This is a genomic window from Lacisediminihabitans sp. (assembly GCF_036569425.1).
In the GTDB taxonomy this organism is placed as follows: Bacteria; Actinomycetota; Actinomycetes; order Actinomycetales; family Microbacteriaceae; genus Lacisediminihabitans.
Genome location: NZ_DATCQQ010000093.1, coordinates 1 through 17,092, shown reverse-complemented (window position 1 = coordinate 17,092; position 17,092 = coordinate 1). Strand labels below are relative to the sequence as shown.

General features: G+C 69.2%; 16 protein-coding genes and 1 tRNA gene. 3 read left to right on the top strand and 14 right to left on the bottom strand.

From position 1 onward, the window contains the following. Positions 1-373 (bottom strand): type 1 glutamine amidotransferase (locus VIM54_RS15850; protein WP_331902707.1); only part of this gene is annotated, 373 nt, incomplete at its 3' end. A gap of 107 nt (positions 374-480) precedes the next feature. Between VIM54_RS15850 and VIM54_RS15845 the strand changes: the two genes are divergently transcribed. After that, a complete protein-coding gene (locus VIM54_RS15845; RefSeq protein WP_331902706.1) occupies positions 481-1,830 on the top strand; it encodes a glutamine synthetase family protein in 1,350 nt (449 codons plus the stop codon). Positions 1,831-2,037: 207 nt separating this feature from the next. On the opposite strand, the gene VIM54_RS15840 is transcribed toward VIM54_RS15845, so the two are convergent. Then, a complete protein-coding gene (locus VIM54_RS15840) occupies positions 2,038-2,847 on the bottom strand; it encodes an acetoacetate decarboxylase family protein (RefSeq protein ID WP_331902705.1) in 810 nt (269 codons plus the stop codon). Positions 2,848-3,018: 171 nt separating this feature from the next. On the opposite strand from VIM54_RS15840, the gene VIM54_RS15835 reads away from it, so the two are divergent. Next, positions 3,019-4,512, top strand: a complete 1,494-nt coding sequence (locus tag VIM54_RS15835; protein ID WP_331902704.1) for an APC family permease — start codon at positions 3,019-3,021, stop codon at positions 4,510-4,512. A gap of 120 nt (positions 4,513-4,632) precedes the next feature. Here VIM54_RS15835 and VIM54_RS15830 read toward each other — a convergent pair whose 3' ends face one another. From VIM54_RS15830 to VIM54_RS15790, 9 genes are read right to left on the bottom strand one after another with little or no spacing between them, the layout of a single operon-like run. Beyond that, the gene (locus tag VIM54_RS15830; protein ID WP_331902703.1) at positions 4,633-5,778 is read right to left on the bottom strand and encodes an XdhC/CoxI family protein; all 1,146 of its coding nucleotides are present in this window, start codon (positions 5,776-5,778) and stop codon (positions 4,633-4,635) included. A gap of 27 nt (positions 5,779-5,805) precedes the next feature. Beyond that, the gene (locus tag VIM54_RS15825) at positions 5,806-6,573 is read right to left on the bottom strand and encodes an SRPBCC family protein (RefSeq protein ID WP_331902702.1); all 768 of its coding nucleotides are present in this window, start codon (positions 6,571-6,573) and stop codon (positions 5,806-5,808) included. Further along, positions 6,573-7,841: a vWA domain-containing protein gene (locus VIM54_RS15820; protein ID WP_331902701.1), complete on the bottom strand. Its 1,269-nt coding sequence runs from the start codon at positions 7,839-7,841 to the stop codon at positions 6,573-6,575. The genes VIM54_RS15825 and VIM54_RS15820 overlap by 1 nt, the downstream gene beginning before the upstream one ends. Beyond that, positions 7,834-8,757, bottom strand: coding sequence for a MoxR family ATPase (locus tag VIM54_RS15815; protein WP_331902700.1), 924 nt, complete (start codon positions 8,755-8,757; stop codon positions 7,834-7,836). The genes VIM54_RS15820 and VIM54_RS15815 overlap by 8 nt, the downstream gene beginning before the upstream one ends. Then, positions 8,754-9,362, bottom strand: a complete 609-nt coding sequence (locus VIM54_RS15810; protein ID WP_331902699.1) for a nucleotidyltransferase family protein — start codon at positions 9,360-9,362, stop codon at positions 8,754-8,756. The genes VIM54_RS15815 and VIM54_RS15810 overlap by 4 nt, the downstream gene beginning before the upstream one ends. After that, entirely contained in the window at positions 9,346-10,254 is a 909-nt protein-coding gene (locus VIM54_RS15805; RefSeq protein ID WP_331902698.1) for an XdhC family protein, read from the bottom strand. Before VIM54_RS15805 ends, VIM54_RS15810 begins: the two co-directional genes overlap by 17 nt. A gap of 1 nt (position 10,255) precedes the next feature. After that, complete coding sequence (locus VIM54_RS15800; RefSeq protein WP_331902697.1) at positions 10,256-12,649, bottom strand: aerobic carbon-monoxide dehydrogenase large subunit; 2,394 nt, start codon at positions 12,647-12,649, stop codon at positions 10,256-10,258. Continuing rightward, positions 12,646-13,140 (bottom strand): (2Fe-2S)-binding protein, encoded by a 495-nt coding sequence (locus VIM54_RS15795; protein ID WP_331902696.1) that lies wholly within the window; start codon positions 13,138-13,140, stop codon positions 12,646-12,648. Before VIM54_RS15795 ends, VIM54_RS15800 begins: the two co-directional genes overlap by 4 nt. Before the next feature lie 5 nt (positions 13,141-13,145). Next, positions 13,146-14,066, bottom strand: a complete 921-nt coding sequence (locus VIM54_RS15790) for a xanthine dehydrogenase family protein subunit M (protein WP_331902695.1) — start codon at positions 14,064-14,066, stop codon at positions 13,146-13,148. A gap of 66 nt (positions 14,067-14,132) precedes the next feature. On the opposite strand from VIM54_RS15790, the gene VIM54_RS15785 reads away from it, so the two are divergent. Beyond that, a complete protein-coding gene (locus tag VIM54_RS15785) occupies positions 14,133-14,330 on the top strand; it encodes a hypothetical protein (RefSeq protein ID WP_331902694.1) in 198 nt (65 codons plus the stop codon). A 19-nt stretch (positions 14,331-14,349) separates the two neighbouring features. On the opposite strand, the gene sufU is transcribed toward VIM54_RS15785, so the two are convergent. From sufU to VIM54_RS15770, 3 genes are all read right to left on the bottom strand, one after another. After that, positions 14,350-14,805 (bottom strand): Fe-S cluster assembly sulfur transfer protein SufU, encoded by a 456-nt coding sequence (sufU, locus tag VIM54_RS15780; protein WP_331902693.1) that lies wholly within the window; start codon positions 14,803-14,805, stop codon positions 14,350-14,352. Then, positions 14,802-16,058, bottom strand: a complete 1,257-nt coding sequence (locus tag VIM54_RS15775) for a cysteine desulfurase (RefSeq protein ID WP_331902708.1) — start codon at positions 16,056-16,058, stop codon at positions 14,802-14,804. The genes sufU and VIM54_RS15775 overlap by 4 nt, the downstream gene beginning before the upstream one ends. A gap of 242 nt (positions 16,059-16,300) precedes the next feature. Then, positions 16,301-16,382, bottom strand: a tRNA-OTHER gene (locus VIM54_RS15770). Positions 16,383-17,092: the final 710 nt, after the last annotated feature.

The following is a 17,092-nucleotide window of genomic DNA, read 5'->3' as shown; positions in this document are numbered from 1 at the left end:
GGATGGGCGTCCAGCCGATCTCCGGCTTGCCGGCCCGGCCGACGGTGCCGCCGAGGGCCCGCGCCATGAGCTGGCCGCCGAAGCAGATGCCGAGCACGGGGAGGTCGCGCGCCAGGGCGTCGCCGATCCAGACGATTTCGGGCAGCAGCCAGCGGCCGATGCAGACGTCATCCCAGGCTCCCCAGGGCGCGCCCATCGGCACGAGCAGGTCGTAGTCGCCGAGATCGGGGAACTCGAACGGCACGTTCGGACTGCCGAAGCTGGCCTCGTCGACGACGGTGATCTCGTCCACGTCGAAGCCGCGCTCCCGCAGGCGACCGGCGACGGGCCCGGTCGGGCTCACGTGGTCGTGCTGCACGAACAGGGCCTTCACCGCTCACCTCATCGCCGCCGGAGTGCGCCGGGCTGACAGATTGCCGGCGAGGTGCCCTAGTATCGCACTAATCGTTCATGGCCGAACGATTCGTCGCCGGAGGTCACATGAGTACCGATGTAGCTGCTCTTCGTTCGCAACTCGAGGCCAGGGGCATCGATGTGCTCCGGCTCATCTACCCCGATGTTCTGGGCATCACGCGGTCGAAGGACCTCCTCGTGAGCCAGCTCGAACGATCGGCGGCCCACGGTCCGGCCTTCTGCCAGGGCGTCTGGGTCACGACCACCCGCGGTGGCGTGCTCGACGGCAACGACATCATGTCGAGCGGCCTTCCGGACCTCGTGACGCGCCTCGACGCCTCCACCCTCACGATGATGCCGTGGGAGCCCGGCGTGGCCCTTGTCGTCGCCGACGCGTTCAACCCGGACGAGACCGCGAGCGAGATCGCCCCACGGTCGGCGCTTCGCCGGGTGATCGACCAGTACGCCGAGCTCGGCCTCACCCCGATCATCGGACCGGAGCTCGAGTTCTACATCGCCGAGCGCGGCGAGCAGGGCTGGCAGCGCGCCCTCACCCGCACCGGCCGCGTCTATACGACCGGCGCGTGGGTGGATCCGGACGGCACCTTCCTGCACCTGCTTCGGATGCTCGACCAGATGGACATCGGCGTGTTCGCCGGCAACCACGAGTTCAGCCCGTCCCAGTACGAGATCAACCTGTGGCACGGCGAGGCGCTCCGGGCAGCCGACCGGACCTTCCTGTTCAAGACCGCGGTCAAGGACATCGTCGCCCGGTCGGGCAAGCTCGCCACCTTCCTCGGCAAGCCGTGGAGCGACGAGGGCGGCAGCGGCTTCCACCTGCACTTCTCGGTCGTCGATGCGAACGGACGCAACCTCATGGCCACGGCCGACGGCGGGCTCTCGGACACCGCCAACCTGCTGATCGCCGGCATCCTCGAGAATGCCGCTGCGCTCACCGCGCTCACCAACCCCACGATCAACGCCTTCAAGCGGCTCGGACCGGACACGCTCGCGCCGTACCGCGCCAACTGGGGCCACGACAACCGCAGCGCGATGCTGCGCGTGCCGCCCGAGCGTGGAGCGGGCACGCGCCTCGAGGTGCGGGTCGGCGACGGCGCGGCCAACCCGTATCTCATGATCGCCGCGGTGCTCGCCGCCGGCCTGGACGGCATCCGTCGCCAGCTCGCCGTGCCGGAGCCGGCCGAGGGCTGGGCCTACCAGAACGAGGCCGCCGAGGTGCTGCCGACTTCGCTCGAGGCGGCGCTCGACGCCCTGGACGCGAACGCGGTGCTGCGCGACATCATCGGCGCCCCCGTGATCGACGTGTTCGGCGTGCTCAAGCGCGACGAGATCGAGCGCTACGAGAGCGAGGTGCCCGACCCGGCCACCCGCGACGTGACCCAGTGGGAGATCGACGAGTACCTCGAGGACTACTAGCCCCGGCCCCATTCGCCCGTCCCCTTCGCTTCTTCCGAAATCCATGCAATTCTCGACCGCGGCGGCGTGTTGCACACCGACACGCCGCACCTGGCGAAGGAATGCATGGATTTCGGAAGAGGCAGGGCGGGAAGAGGCAGGGTGTGAAGAGGCAGGGCGGGAAGAGGCAGGGAGAACGGAGAAGGCGGGCGGATGCCGGCCCGCCCGTCAGACGGTGCGGGAGCGGTCGGCGATGAGGTCGCCGCCGGCGAAGGTGACCCCCAGCTCGCGGTAGTAGCCGCCGAGGATCTCGCCCACGGGCAGGATCGAGTGCAGCTCGTCCCACGGCGAGTCGGCAAGCGAGAGCTCGGCGTCGCCGCGCCAGGCCTGGCCGAGATCGGCGTCGACGCCGCCCATCGCGATGAGCTGGTCCATGGAGAGGCCCTGGCCCTGGCTGATCGACGGCATGAAGCGGTTGTGCAGCATCCGGTGCCCGTTGACGAAACCGTTGTCCTCCGACGGCTCCCGCAGGGTGACGAGGGCCGAGGCGAGCCGGTGGTCGTACGCCGCGAGCGACGCCCCCAGTTGAGCTCCCGCCTCGAGTCTCGGGCTCGCCTTGCCCCGGGAGAAGATGCGCGTGACATGCACCGAGCCGAGCTTCTTCGGGTAGCCCTGGAACCATCCGCGCCCCATCGCGAAGTCCTTTGTCACCCAGATCGCCACGCAGCGGCTGTAGACCTCGCCCTGGTATGAGCAACGCACGACCACGAAGGCCTCGAGGTACTGCGAGCGGATGGGGTCGAGCAGCTCGAGACCGCCCTCGCTGCAGGACTGCCAGTCGGCCCAGATGATGGCGACCGCCCCCGGCTGCTTCGGGGCCAGGTCGATGTCGTCCGGGAGGATCGCCCGCACGTTGGCGGAGTCGGTGAGGTATTCGACCGTGAGCAGGGTGCCCGAGTAGTACCAGGGCAGGTGGGGAACGAGAGCGCTGTTGCCGAGGGGCGTCAGCGGCGGCAGGAAGCCACGGAGAGCAGTCATAGCGCCAGAGTGTAGCCCACTTCCGTCATTGTTCGTATCCGAATGACAGGTCGTGGTCGGCAGATCTTTCTTGCTCCAGCCCTTGACGCGCCCGCCAACCTTCGGCAGTGTTTGTGTAAGTCGTTCGGATACGCACGATCTAGGCATCACTACTCAACGAGGAGTATTTCCATGGCGCTTACCCAAGAGTCGTCGGACGAAGACACCAGGACCAAACTCCACACCGGGCGCCTCGGCGTCATCGGAATCGTGTTCTTCGTGGTCGCCGCCGCCGCACCGCTCGTCGGCATGACGGGGGCCGTGCCGGTCGCGATCGTTCTCGGCAACGGCGCCGCCGCCCCGGGCGCCTACCTCGTCGTGGGCATCACCCTCCTGCTCTTCAGCGTCGGCTACGCCGCAATGAGCCAGCGGGTCACCAACGCCGGAGCATTCTTCGCCTACATCGGCCGGGGGCTCGGCCGCCACGCCGGAATCGCGTCTGCGTTCGTCTCCATCCTCGCCTACGTGGCGATCCAGCTCGCCATCTACGGCTTCTTCGGCGGCCTCATCGCCGCCCAGGTCGGAATCCTCCCCTGGTGGGCGTGGACGCTCATCGCCTGGCTTGTCGTCACCGCGCTCTCGCTGCTGAGCGTCGACGTCGGGGCGAAGGTGCTCGGCGGGCTCATGCTTCTCGAACTGACCGCCCTGGTCGTCACGTCCATCGCCATCCTGGTCAACGGCGGCCCGGAAGGCCTCAACTTCGCCGCATCCTTCGCGCCGGACAAGATCCTCATCGGCGGCCTCGCCGGGTCGGCCGGCATCGCGTTCGCGTTTGCCTTCGCCTCGTTCATCGGATTCGAGGCCACCGCCATCTACGGGGAAGAGTCCAAGAACCCGAAGAAGGTCGTTCCCCGCGCCACCTACCTCGCGGTCGGCGTGATCACGGTGCTCTTCGCCCTCACGTCGTTCGCAATGGTCACCGGCATGGGCGCCTCCACGGTCGTCGACAAGACCGCCGAGCTGTCCAACAAGCTCGTCGACCCGGCGGCCGTGCTCTTTTCCCTCGCCACCCAGTACATCGGGCCGTGGATGGCGACGGTCATGAGCATCCTCGTGCTGTCGAGCCTGTTCGCCGGCCTGCTGGCGTTCCAGAACGCGGCGAGCCGGTACATATTCGCAATGGCCCGCGGAGGAGTGCTCCCGGTCTCCCTCAGCCGGGTGAACCGCCGAGGGGCCCCGAGCAACGCCTCGCTCATCACGTCGGTGATCACTGGCCTCGTGATCGCGATCTTCGCGATCTTCCAGCTCGACCCCGTGCTCACCCTGTTCTTCTGGTTCAGCGGGCTCGCGGTCGTCGCGATCGTACTGATCGAGATCCTCGTCTGCGTCGCGGTGATCGTCTACTTCCGCCGCAACAAGGGAACCGAGAACGTGTTCGAGGCGATCATCGCGCCCGTGCTCGCGACGATCGGCCTGCTCCTCGGCGAATACCTCCTCGTGTCGAGGTTCGGGCTGCTCGCCGGGACGCCGGCGGCGGGCGTGGACCCCTCGGTCACGGCGTGGGCGCTCAGTCCGGTCGGCTGGGTGCTCGTGCTCCTGCCGTTCGCCCTGCTCGCCGTCGGCTTCGTCGTGTCGGTCAGCCGTCGAGCGGTGAACGACGAGCTCTTGCGCGACGTTCTCTCCTGAGCGCCCTGGCTTCACGAAGGAACGCCCCGCCGATCACGGTGGGGCGTTCCATCGTGGAGTAGCAGCCGTCGAGCAGCAGCCGTCGAGCAGCCGCCGCGGAGTAGCAGCGCCCGCTTCCCCTCAGGATTCGTGGTCGGGCGTGGGCTCCTCGTCGTGATGGATCCGGTCGCCGAGCAGCGTGAGCGGATCGCCGCTGCCGCCCCACTGGGCGGCGATGATCTCGGCCGCGATCGAGACCGCCGTCTCCTCCGGGGTGCGCGACCCGAGGTCGAGTCCGATCGGGCTGTGCAGCCTCGACAGTTCGTCCTCGCTCACGCCCGCCTCGCGCAGGCGGGCCAACCGGTCTTCGTGCGTGCGCCGTGAGCCCATCGCGCCGATGTACGCGACCGGACCGGCGTGCAGCGCCACCTCGAGGAGAGGGACGTCGAACTTCGGATCGTGAGTGAGCACGCAGATCACCGTGCGCTGGTCGACGAGCCCCTTCTCGAACTGCTCGGCGAGGTAGCGGTGCGGCCAGGCCACGATCACCTCGTCGGCGCTCGGAAAACGCGCGGGGGTCGCGAAGACCGCCCGGGCGTCGCACACCGAGACGCGATAGCCGAGAAAGGAACCCAGCCGCGCGAGGGCAGCCGCGAAGTCGATGGCGCCGAAGACGAGCATCCGCGGCCGCGGGGCGTAGCTCGCGAAGAAGACCCGCATCCCCTCGCCGCGTCGCTCGCCGTCCGGGCCGTAGGTCAAGACGCTGTTGCGGCCGGCGGCGAGCAGCCCGCGGGTGTCGTCGCTCACCGCCCGGTTCGCCCGTTCGCTTCCCAAGTCGCCCACGAAGCCGTCCGGACGCACCACGAGATGACGGCCGAGCCAGGTCTCGTCCGGGTGCTCGATCACCGTCGCGACCCCGACAGGCCTCGACTCGTCGATGTCGTCCATCACGTCGCCGAGTTCGGCAAAGCCGTGCCGGGACACGGGTTCGACGAACACATCGAGGATGCCGCCGCAAGTGAGGCCGACGGAGAACGCGTCGTCGTCGCTGATCCCATAGCGCGCGAGGACTGGGCGACCGTCTTCCTTCACCTGGGTCGCGAGTTCGTACACCGCGCCCTCGACGCACCCGCCGGACACGGAGCCGACCACCTCGCCGTCCGCCGTGACGAGCATGGACGCCCCGGGCGGCCGCGGGGCGGACTCGAAGGTGCGAACGACGGTCGCGAGCCCGGCGGTGCCGCCGGCGAGCCAGTCCGCCCGGAGGGCGTTCAGCACATCACGCATGGGTACAGCGCCTCCGTCGTGCCGCGCCTACGATCGTCTTCCCCGGCTGAGTCGCCCGAGGAGGAACGCGATCGAGGCCACGGCGGCGAGTGCTCCGATGAGCTTGGCCGGGTCCTTGAGCTGGTCGGCGATCATCCCCTTGGCGAGGCTGAATGCGTTGAGGCTGTTGTCCGCCAGGGCGCTCGGGGCTCGGGGTGCGGCTGGGGCGGGGGCACTCGCGGCCGTTCCTGAGGCCGCCGTTCCTGAGGCCGCCGTTCGCGAGGCCGCCGTTCGCGAGGCCGCCGTTCCCGACACCGACGTGTCCGAGTCCGCCGCCGAGTCCGCGGCGGCAGTCGCGGCCGCCGGAGTCGGCTCCCCCACCATGGTCTGCAGGTTCTCGGCGAAGAGCGCCATCATCTGGTCGGTGACGCTCGTGATCACGCCCTTGCCCATGGCGGCGGCCTTGCCGGAGAGCGACACGTCCGCGCTCACCGTGCCCTCCGTTGTCCCCTTAGACTCGACCAGTTGCAGCGTCACCGTCGCCACGGCCGTGCCCTGCCCCCTGGTCTCCTGGGCCTTGCCCTGGAACACCGCGCGATGCCCGTCGGCATCCCGCTCGATCACGTTCATCTGCCCCCGATACTGCATGCTCACCGGGCCGAGCTTCACCTTCATTCCCACCTGGTACGCGTCCTCGGACAGCTTGTTGAGGATCTGCGCGCCGGGAACGCAGCCCGCGACGCGTTCGAAGTCCATCAGGGTGTTCCACACCGTATCGATCGGTGCGACGACGGAGAAAGTACTGTCGAGTTGCATTACCGTGCCCTTCGTTCATGATCCGTTATTGTACGTTCGGCGGAGATCGCTGCGGCGAGTTCGGTGAGGGCGGCGAGGCTGTGCCCGCTCACGAAGGCGTCACAATACGGCAGGGCCGCCGCCATCCCGCCGACGAGCGGCCGGTAACCCGGTGCCACCTTGCGCGGGTTCACCCAGACGATGCGGAAGGCGAGCCGTCGCAGCCGCGCCATCTGGGCGGCGACGAGGGCCGGGTCGTCCTGCGCCCAGCCGTCGGAGAGCACCACCACGACGGCGCCGCGGGCGATCCCCCGGCGACCGTGCTCGTCGATGAACCGGCGGATGCTCTCCGCCAACCGGGTGCCCCCCGCCCAGTCGGGCGCGCTCGCGGCCGCCCTCGCGATGGCCTGGTCTGGATCGCGCACGGCGAGCTGTCTCGTCAGCCTGGTCAGCCGGGTGGAGAAGACGAACGCCTCGGCGTGGGCACCGGCGACCGCACCCTGGAGCAGCGAGAGGAACACCCGGGAATACGGCTCCATTGACCCCGACACGTCGCAGAGCAGAACGAGCCGACGGCGGCGGTCGCGGCGCCGCGTGAACACGAGCCTGGCGGCATCCATTCCGCTGCGCTGGGCCGCCCGGAGGGTGCGGCGCAGGTCGAGGCGGTCTCGGCTGTGAGTGGAGGGCCGGGATCGTCGGCTGCGGCTGACCGGGGTCGACAGCATGATCCTGCGCACGAGCCGCTGCATGCCGACGATCTCGTCTTCGGTGAGCTCGGCAAACGCGGTGTCATGCAGGCGTTCCTCGGGCGAGGCCACCGCGAGGATGGCATCCCGCTCGCGGCCGCCCTCCTCGTCCGGGGAGTCGCCGCCCGAGCTCGGCGCCGGCGGGCGTTGCTCCGGCTCGTGCTCCGCGGCACCGGCCGGCCGCTGGTCGAGGGGCGTCGGCCGGGTTCGCGGTTCGGACCCGACCGGCGGCGGGCCGCTCGTATCGCCCCGATTGGTCGCCGGGTCGAGCATCCCGTCGAACACGGCGGAGAAGACGGCGTCGAAGACGGGAAGCTGCTCCCGCGAGGTGACGAACACCACTCGGCAGGCCCAGTACAGCCGGTCGCGGTCGGTCGGCGGCAGGATGCGCAGGGACTCGGCGAGCCAGGCGGCGCGGTCGGGGGAACTGGGGAGCCCGGCCCGGCGCAGGGCGGTCGCGAACCCCGCGGCGAGCGCGGCGGTCTCGACGTGCGGCAGGGAGGGGAGCACGGTCGTCGTCGCTGGTATCGCCGTCTTAGGCATCGCCGCCCCCGATGAGCCAGTCGGCGCCTCGGGCGCCGGCGAATTCCAGGTCGTCCCGGTTCTTCAGCACGGATCCCCAGGTGAGGTCGACGGTCTTCGCGTCGAGCCGATCCACGCCGAGCACGGCGAGGGCGGACACCCAGTCGATCGCCTCGGCGATGCCGGGCGGCTTCGCCATGTCGAGCGACCGCAGCCTCGTGATCGCCGAGGCGACCTCGAACGCGAGCGATTCGGCGCTCGACGGCACGCGGCGGCGCACGATCTCGGCGATGCGCGCCGGAGGAGGGTAGTCGATCCAGTGGTAGAGGCAGCGCCGGGTGAGGGCATCGTGCAGGTCCCTGGTGCGGTTGGAGGTGAGGATGACGATGGGCGGATGCGTGGCCCGCACGGTGCCGAGTTCGGGGATCGTGACGGCGGCCTCGGCGAGCAGCTCGAAGGTGAACGCCTCGAACTCGGCATCCGCTCGGTCGATCTCGTCGAGCAGGAGCACGGCCGGGCGCGGCCCCGGATGCTCGATCGCCTTGAGCAGCGGGCGTCGGAGCAGGTAGTCCTCCGCGAAGAGGTCGGTCTCCTCGAGGTCGGCGTGCCGCGCCTCGGCCAGCCGGATGCCGAGCATCTGCCGCTGGTGGTTCCACTCGTACAGGGCCTCGCCCGCGTCGATGCCCTCGTAGCACTGCAACCGGTACAGCGGCGTATCGAGCAGCCGCGCCAGCGCCTTGGCCGCCTCCGTCTTGCCCACCCCGGCCTCGCCCTCCAGCAGGATGGGCTGCGGCAGCCGCACCGCCAGGAACAACGCGGTCGCGAGACCCACGTCGGCGAGGTAGTCGTCCTCGTCGAGAGCCGCGGCGAGGGAGGCGACATCCGGCACCCGGCGCACGACGTCGTCTTCGGCCCCCGCCCGGGCGGGCGTGGTCACCGGGCCCCCTCGAGGTCGGCGAGCAGTTGCCGGTAGTCCGCCTCCGTGTCGACGTCGAGCGGAATCCGCCCCGGAACCGGCACCTCCCGCACGTCGGCCGGTCGACGCTCGATGAGCCTCCAGACGCCCTTGTCGCCGTGCAGGGACGCGAGGTCGGCGAAGAGTGGTCGCGCGAAGGCGAACGGATGCCCGATGCCGTCCTCGTAGCGGCACACCGCGATCACGCTGTCGCCCCGCCCGTCGAGCAGGCGCCGCACCGACTCCACTCCGACGCCCGGCTGGTCCGCGAGCAGCAGCAGCAGCACACCGATGTCCGGCCGCAGCGCCGGGAGGGCCGCGGCGATCGATGAGGAGCATCCGTCGCCGTACTGCGGGTTCAGCACCACGTCACACCCGCTGGTGTCCACGACCCGCAGCACCTCGGCGGCCGCCCCGCCGAGGGCGAGCACAATCTGCTCGACGCCACTCGCGCGGGCGGTGTGGAGCGCGGCGTCGAGCAGCACCCCGTCGCGGTAGGGAAGGAGCTGCTTCGGCCGGCCGAGGCGCGCGGATGCGCCGGCAGCGAGGACGAGGGCGGCGACACCCGCCTCAGCCGGCGGCGGCATAGCGTTCCGGATCCGCGAGGAAGGCCGTGCGGCAGCCCGCCGAGCAGAAGTAGACGGTCGACCCGCCGTGCTCGACGTGCAGGGACGCCGGCACGGCGGCGACCGTCATGCCGCAGACCGGATCGATCGCCGTCTGCGGCGGCGCGGCGGGTGTGGTCGCAGCGAGCCGACCCGACGCCCGCTCCTCGACCAGCTGGGCGAGGATGGACAGGGCGATCTCGGCGGGCGTGCGCGCTCCCAATCGGAGCCCGGCCGGTGTATACACGCGGGCACGCTGCTCCTCGTCGACATCGAGGGAGGCCAGGACGGCCGCACCGCGTGTGCCGCTCGCCACGAGACCCACGTATGGCACGCCGGCCCGCAGCGCGGCCTCGAGGGCCGGTTCCTCGTCGCGGCCGTGGGACGCGACGATGAGCGCCGCGTCGTCCGCCCTGGGCATCGCCGAAGCGCCATCGGTGAGCTCCACCTCCATGCCGAGGCCGACGCCGAGCACGGCGAGGGCCTGCGCCACGGGGGTCGAGCCCACGATCACGAGACGGGCTGCCGGCAGCTGCGGCTCGAGGAAGATCTCGATCCTCCCGCCACTCAGGCACGGGTTCGCCACCTCGATGGCGCCCTCCTCCTGCACCCGCGACGGCTCGCCCGGCACCACCCGAAGCAGCACGGGCTCACCGCTGGCCAGGGCGCGCAGGCCGTACTCGCGCACCGACGCCTCCACGCAGTTGCCTCCCACGAAGCCGTCGATCTCGCCGCTCTCGCGCACGATCGCGGTGTCGCCGGCGTGAGCGCTCGTCGGATGCTGGGCGCGCACCACCGTGGCGCGCACGAACGGTTCCCGGCGACTGCTGAGCTCCTGTGCACGTTCGGCGAGACTCCCACCCACGACGGTCATGCTAGATCGGTGGCCTCGGCCGGCCCTGCATTGCCTCCCAGACCCGGCCGGGGGTGCATGGCATGTCCATGTGGACCACGCCGAACGGGGCGAGGGCGTCCACGACGGCGTTCACCACCGCCGGCGGCGAGCCGACCGTCGCCGATTCTCCGATGCCCTTCGCGCCGATGGGGTGGTGCGGTGAGGGGGTCACGGTGAACCCGGTCTCCCAGTTCGGCACCTCCATCGCGGTGGGGATGAGGTACTCCATGAACGAGCCGCCGAGGTTGTTGCCCTCCTCGTCGAACTGGATGATCTCCATGAGAGCCATGCCCACGCCGTCGGCGAGACCACCGTGCACCTGGCCCTCGATGATCATTGGGTTGATGCGGGTTCCGCAGTCGTCGACCGCGATGAATCGGCGCACCTTCACGTGCCCCGTCCCCGGGTCGATGTCCACCACGCAGATGTACGCCCCGAACGGGAAGGTGAGGTTCGGCGGGTCGTAGGTCACCTCGGCGTCGAGGTTGCCGTCGATGCCCTCCGGCAGCGCGACCGTGCCGTGGGCACCCATCGAGATCTCGGCGATGGTCTTGCCGACGCTCGGGTCGCCCTTCACGAACCAGCGTCCCTTCTCCCACTCGAGGTCCTCCGGCCGGGTCTCCAGCATGGCCGCGGCGATGAACCTGGCCTTGTCGCGCACCTTGCGGGCGACGAGCGCCACGGCCGCCCCGCTCACCGGGGTCGACCGGCTGCCGTATGTCCCCAGCCCGAACGGGGTCTGGTCGGTGTCGCCGTGCACCACGTCGATGTCCTCCGGCGGGATGCCGAGTTCCTCCGCCACGATCTGGGCGAACGTGGTCTCGTGGCCCTGACCCTGGCTCTGCACGGAGAGCCGAACCACGGCCTTGCCGGTCGGGTGAACACGCAACTCCGCGCCATCCGCCATCCCGAGGCCCACGATGTCCATGTGCTTGCGCGGGCCTGCCCCCACCGTCTCGGTGAAGAACGAGACGCCGATGCCCATGAGCTCACCGCGCTCGCGCTTCTCCTTCTGCTCGCGCCGAAGCTCCTCGTAGCCGGCGATCTGCATCGACAGGCGCATTGCGGGCTCGTAGTTGCCGGAGTCGTACTCCCAGCCCGTCTTGTTCTTGTACGGGAACTGCTCCGGCTGGATGAAGTTCTTGATCCTCAGCTCAGCCGGATCCATTTCGAGCTTCTGGGCGAGGATGTCGACCAGCCGCTCGACGAGATAGACCGCCTCGGTCACCCGGAAGGAACAGGCGTAGGCCACCCCACCCGGCGCCTTGTTCGTGTAGACCCCGGTGACCTTGCAGTGCGCGGCCTTGAGATCGTAGCTTCCGGTGAACATGTGGAAGAAGCCGGCCGGGTACTTGGTCGGCTGGGCGGTGGCGTTGAACGCCCCGTGGTCGGCAAGCACGTTGGTGCGCAGGGCGAGGATCTTGCCGTCCTTCGTGGCCGCGATCTCCCCCTGCATGATGTAGTCCCTGGCGAACGAGGTCGACATGAGGTTTTCGGACCGGTCCTCCACCCACTTCACCGGTTTCCCGGTGACGATCGACCCGACGACGGCGAGGATGTAGCCCGGGTAGATGCCGACCTTGTTGCCGAAGCCGCCGCCGATGTCCGGGGAGACGATGCGGATCTTGTGCTCGGGAATACCGGCGACGATCGCGAAGAGCGTGCGGTGCGCGTGCGGGGCTTGGGTCGTTTCGTAGAGGGTGAGGTGCCCCTCGATCGGTTCGTAGTCTGCCACCGCCCCGCAGGTCTCCATCGGCGCGGGGTGCACCCGCGGGTAGACGATCTCCTGGGAGATGACAACGTCTGCCGACGCGAACACCGCGTCGGTCTCCGCCGCATCCCCCGCCTCCCAGTCGAAGATGTGGTTGTCGGTCTTGCCCTCGATGTCGGTGCGGATGACGGGGGCACCCGGGTCGAGCGCCTTGCGGGCGTCGATCACCGGCGGCAGCACGTCATACTCCACGTCGATCAGTTCGAGGGCGTCCCGGGCGGCGTATCGGTCGTTCGCCACGACGAAGGCCACCTCCTGGCCCTGGAACCGCACCTTGTCCGTCACGAGCACGGCCTGCACATCCGCCGACAGGGTCGGTGCCCAGGCGAGCTTGAGGCCCAGGAGGTCCTTGCCGGTGATCACGGCGACGACGCCGGGGTGGGCGAGCGCCCTCGTGGTGTCGATCGAGACGAGGGTCGCGTGGGCGACCGGGGCGCGCAGGATCGCGCTGTGCAGCATGCCGGGCAGCACGATGTCGTCGATGTAGTTGCCCTTGCCGCGGATGAACCGGGGGTCCTCCTTGCGCTGGATGCGCCCGTAGCCGATCGGTCGGTCGGCGTCGCCCGCCGCCGGGTTCGACGCGCGCTCGTCCGTGATGGTCATGCGTTCACCTCTTCGCCTGTTGCTGCGGCCCCCGCTGGATGTTCTGCCGCCCACTGCACCGAGCGGACAATCGTTGCGTACCCGGTGCACCGGCAGATCTGGCCGGAGATGGCCTCGCGGATCTGGTCGTCGTCCGGGTGCGGGTTCCGGTCGAGCAGCGCGCGAGCGGTGAGCATCATCCCCGGCGTGCAGAATCCGCACTGCAGCCCGTGTTCCTCCATGAAGCCCTGCTGCACCGGGTCGAGCACTCCCCCGGTGGCGAGGCCCTCGACGGTTCGGATGTCGTGGCCATCGGCCATCGCGGCGAGAACGGTACAGGACTTGACCGGCAGTCCGTCCATGAGTACCACGCACGTGCCGCAGTTCGAGGTGTCACACCCCCAGTGGGTGCCGGTGAGCCCGAGGATCTCCCGGATGAAGTGCACGAGCAGCACCCGCGGCTCCGCCTCCCTGCTGATCTCGTCGCCGTTGACGGTCATGCTGATCTGCATCGGGTTCAGCCTTCCTGTGCTTCGGCGGCGCGTGAAGTCGCGCGTCGCAGGACTCTTCTGGTCAGTTCGTCGGCGAGATGCCGCTTGTAGTCGATGGCGCCCCGCTGGTCGGCGAGTGGATCGCAGGCGAGCGCGGCCAGTCGGCCGGCCTCGACGAAGAGCTCCTCCGACGGAGCCTTGCCGCGAAGCAGCGCCTCCGCCTCGGTGACGGTTCCGTCCTGCCCGATCGCGGTCAGGCCTATCGCGACGTGGTCGATCGTGCCGTCCTTCGCGAGGGACACCGATGCCCCGGCCGCCGCGACCGCCCAGTCGCCCACCCGCCGTTCGACCTTCTCGTATGCGCTCCCGGAGCGAGGACGGACGGGGAAGCGAACCTCCACCAGCAACTCGTTGTGGGCGACGGCCGTCTCGTACGGGCCGACGTGGAACTCGGCCATCGAGACGACCCTCTCGCCCGCCTTGCCTCGGATCACCGCCTCCGCGCCGAGCACGGTGCACACGGTCGACAGGTCTTCTGCCGGGTCGGCCTGGCACAGCGAACCACCGATCGTTCCGCGATTGCGCACCACGGGATCCGCAATCGTGCGCTCGGCATCGGTGATGATCGGGAAGAGCCGGCGCACCTCATCCGACTCGAAGAGGGTGGTGTGACGCGTTATCGCGCCCACCCTCAGCCGGTCGCCGTCGCGCACGATGAAGTCGAGCTCGAACAGGTCGTTGATGTCGATGAGCCACTCGGGCCTGGCGAGCCGGAGCTTCATCATCGGCAGCAGGCTGTGGCCTCCCGCAACGATCAGGGACTCTGGGCCGTGTCTCTCGAGCAACGCCAAAGCGTCGTCCACGGAGCTTGCGCGCGCGTAGTCGAATGGAGCCGGAATCTGCATGATGCCCTCCTCGCCCAGATACCCTGCGATGCTGAAGGGCACTGACCTGAGTCTCACTCCGCAGTCGCGACGATGTCAAGATATACCCCGGGGAAAGGTCGGTCAGCGGTGACAGCCGTGGCTCTCGTGCTCACGGTGTCCGGAATGGGCGCAGCCCTCTCGCCTCACCGTCGAGCCCCGCTGCACGCGCTCACCGCCGTGGGAATGGGCGCGGTGCTGCTGCTTCCCGCGGTGCGCGGCCGCGCGCCGGGCCGGCTGCTCAACGTCGTGTGCTCGGGCAGCGTGATCGCGGCGATGGCCGCCTGAGCGGTCGGGATCTACCGCGTCAGGCCTCCGCCTCGGCGATGGCGTGCTCGACGGCGACCCAGGCCAGCATGGCGCACTTGACCCGCGCCGGGTACTTCGAGACGCCGGAGAACGCGGCAGCGTCGCCGAGCACGTCCTCGTCGGCCTCCACGGCGCCGCGAGACCGCATGAGTTCCCGGAAGTTCTCGATCTTCGACCGCAGCTCGGCGACGCCAACGCCCTCACCGAGTTCGCTGATCACCGAGGCGGCGGCCATCGAGATCGCACAGCCGTCGCCGTCCCAGCGGATCTGCTCGATCGTTCCGTCGACGACTGCCACCCGCACCCTGACCTCGTCGCCGCAGGTGGTGTTGATCTGGTGGGACTCGCCGAGGTGCGCGCCGACCGGAGCCGTCGCCGTCGCCAGGCCGCTGCCCTGACGGGCCTTCGAGTGGTCGAGGATGATCTGCTGGTAGAGGCTGTCGAGTTCGCTCATGATGTGACTCCAAAGTAGCCGCGCACCTCGGCGACCGCCGAGAGGAAGGCATCCACCTCGTCGGTCGTGGTGTACAGGTAGGTGCTCGCGCGGGTGGTCGCGGTGAGCCCGAGCCGCCGGTGGAGCGGCTGGGCGCAGTGGTGGCCGACCCGCACGGCGATTCCTCGATCGTCGAGGAACTGCCCGACATCGTGGGCGTGCACCCCGTCGACATCGAATGCCGCGAGCCCGATCCGCTCGCGGCCCGCTTCCGGCCCGACCACCCGGATGCCGTCCAGGCGGGTGAGTCCCTCGACGAGGCGCTGCCCCAACTGGGAGTCCCAGGCCCGCACGCGGTCCATTCCGGCCTCCTCGAGATAGCGCACGGCCTCGGCGAACGCGACGGCCTGGGAGACGCGCTGGGTGCCGGCCTCGAACCTGTGTGGAGCGGGAAGGTACTCCGCCTTCTCCATCGTGACCGTGGTGATCATCGACCCGCCGGTGAGGAACGGGGGCATCGCGTCGAGCAGCTCCCGGCGGCCGTAGAGCACGCCGATGCCCGTCGGGGCGAGCATCTTGTGGCCAGAGAGCACTGCGAAGTCCACATCCAGCGCGTGCAGGTCGAGCGGCAGGTGCGGCGCCGACTGGCACGCGTCGAGCACGACGAGGGCGCCCACCCTGCGGGCCAGTGCCACGAGTTCGGCCACCGGGTTGATCGTGCCGAGCACGTTGGAGGCGTGGGTGACGGCGAGCACCCTCGTGCGGTCGCCGATGATGCGCTCCGCCTCGTCGAGGCGCAACTCGCCGCCATCCGTGATCGGGATGAAGCGCAGAGTCGCGCCCGTACGGAACGCGAGCTCCTGCCACGGGATGAGATTGGCGTGGTGCTCCATCTCGGTCACCACGATCTCGTCCCCCGGCTCGAGGGCGAAGCGCCTCGCGGCCTGCCCGCCTCGGCCGAGGCTGGCATTGGAGAAGGAGTAGGCCAGGAGGTTGAGCCCCTCGGTGGCGTTCGAGGTCCAGACGATTTCCTCGGGGAGCGTACCGAGGAAGCCGGCGATGGTCGCCCTCGCCGCCTCGAACGCGTCGGTCGCCTCGACCGCGAGCGTGTGCGAGCCCCGGTTGACCGCCGCGTTCGCGTGCTCGTAGAAGTGCCGCTCCGCCGCGAGCACGCCGAGCGGAGTCTGCGAGGTAGCCGCCGAGTCGAGGTAGACGAGGGGTGCGCCGTTCACCGAGCGGCTGAGGATCGGAAAGTCCGCGCGGAACAGGTCGATCTGCTCGTCAGCGAAGGCCGGGGCATCGTCGGCTGAGGTGTGCGGTGCTGTGCGCGTTGTGGCCACGGAGAATCTCCCTGATCACCCCACGCCGACGACGCGGGGGTACCTCCATTTTACGCGACCCCAACGGCGCAACTCGGGGTGCCGCAACTGGGACACCGCGACTGGGGGTAACGCGGCCCCGGCATGGCAAAAGGCCCGGAATCTCAGCGATTCCGGGCCTTTTGCGTCGTTCTTTGTTGCGGGGACAGGATTTGAACCTGCGACCTCTGGGAGGATTCATCCCCAGACCGACGCGTCCGAAAATCTCGGAACCCCTCGGATGTCGTCGTCGGCCATGTAGTCGAGGGTCACGGCACCAGCGGTGCGGTTCATGCCCGGGAGTTCCGTCACGTCGGGGAGAGCAGGCGTCTCAGGCGTTGGTTCCATCCGTCGGGTTCGTATCAAACGCTACTCATTGCGGCCGACACATCTTGGACCTGCTCAGCGAGTTCTGATGGCCGACGCCCATACCCACGCTCGGTGCTCGCCCTCCGGGGTCTGCCATCGGTGGGCTGTTCTAAGTCGATCTCGACGGTTCTTCGTGCTGACACGGTGCGTCCCTTTGTGCGTCGTTGGCGTGCTGTGGATCGTTTGGCCATTCAACGGTTGACGGAATCCGTTTTGGGTCGAAATCAGTGCGGTTCAGACCTGCACCCCGCATCCCGCATCCCGCATCCCGCATCCCGCATCCCGCAATCAAGGAATCAGATGCCCAAGTTCATCGAGTCCATCGCGCCTGAGATCCGTCATCTCACCGAATATGCCCGTCCCACCAACCGGACGGCCAACGAGACAGCTCTGGGGTGAATGCGCCCCTCGGCCCAGCAGTGCCGATGATGTTTCACAAGGGAACCTTCGATGGGACTTCACACTGGAGCATTCCTGGTGCCCCCTCAGGCCCCCGAATGCGGTGACGGCATATCTGATTTGCTAGCGCGCCGTTATGTTGACCAGCACGAACGCGATCAACACAACTACTTCAGCGGCTG

Coding starts and splice junctions, on each gene's coding strand:
- VIM54_RS15840 (WP_331902705.1), bottom strand. CDS start 2,847: ATGACTGCTCTCCGTGGCTTCCTGCCGCCGCTGACGCCCCTCGGCAAC.
- VIM54_RS15825 (WP_331902702.1), bottom strand. CDS start 6,573: ATGCAACTCGACAGTACTTTCTCCGTCGTCGCACCGATCGATACGGTG.
- VIM54_RS15805 (WP_331902698.1), bottom strand. CDS start 10,254: ATGACCGTCGTGGGTGGGAGTCTCGCCGAACGTGCACAGGAGCTCAGC.
- VIM54_RS15795 (WP_331902696.1), bottom strand. CDS start 13,140: ATGCAGATCAGCATGACCGTCAACGGCGACGAGATCAGCAGGGAGGCG.
- VIM54_RS15820 (WP_331902701.1), bottom strand. CDS start 7,841: ATGCCTAAGACGGCGATACCAGCGACGACGACCGTGCTCCCCTCCCTG.
- VIM54_RS15830 (WP_331902703.1), bottom strand. CDS start 5,778: ATGCGTGATGTGCTGAACGCCCTCCGGGCGGACTGGCTCGCCGGCGGC.
- sufU (WP_331902693.1), bottom strand. CDS start 14,805: ATGAGCGAACTCGACAGCCTCTACCAGCAGATCATCCTCGACCACTCG.
- VIM54_RS15835 (WP_331902704.1), top strand. CDS start 3,019: ATGGCGCTTACCCAAGAGTCGTCGGACGAAGACACCAGGACCAAACTC.
- VIM54_RS15810 (WP_331902699.1), bottom strand. CDS start 9,362: ATGCCGCCGCCGGCTGAGGCGGGTGTCGCCGCCCTCGTCCTCGCTGCC.
- VIM54_RS15845 (WP_331902706.1), top strand. CDS start 481: ATGAGTACCGATGTAGCTGCTCTTCGTTCGCAACTCGAGGCCAGGGGC.
- VIM54_RS15800 (WP_331902697.1), bottom strand. CDS start 12,649: ATGACCATCACGGACGAGCGCGCGTCGAACCCGGCGGCGGGCGACGCC.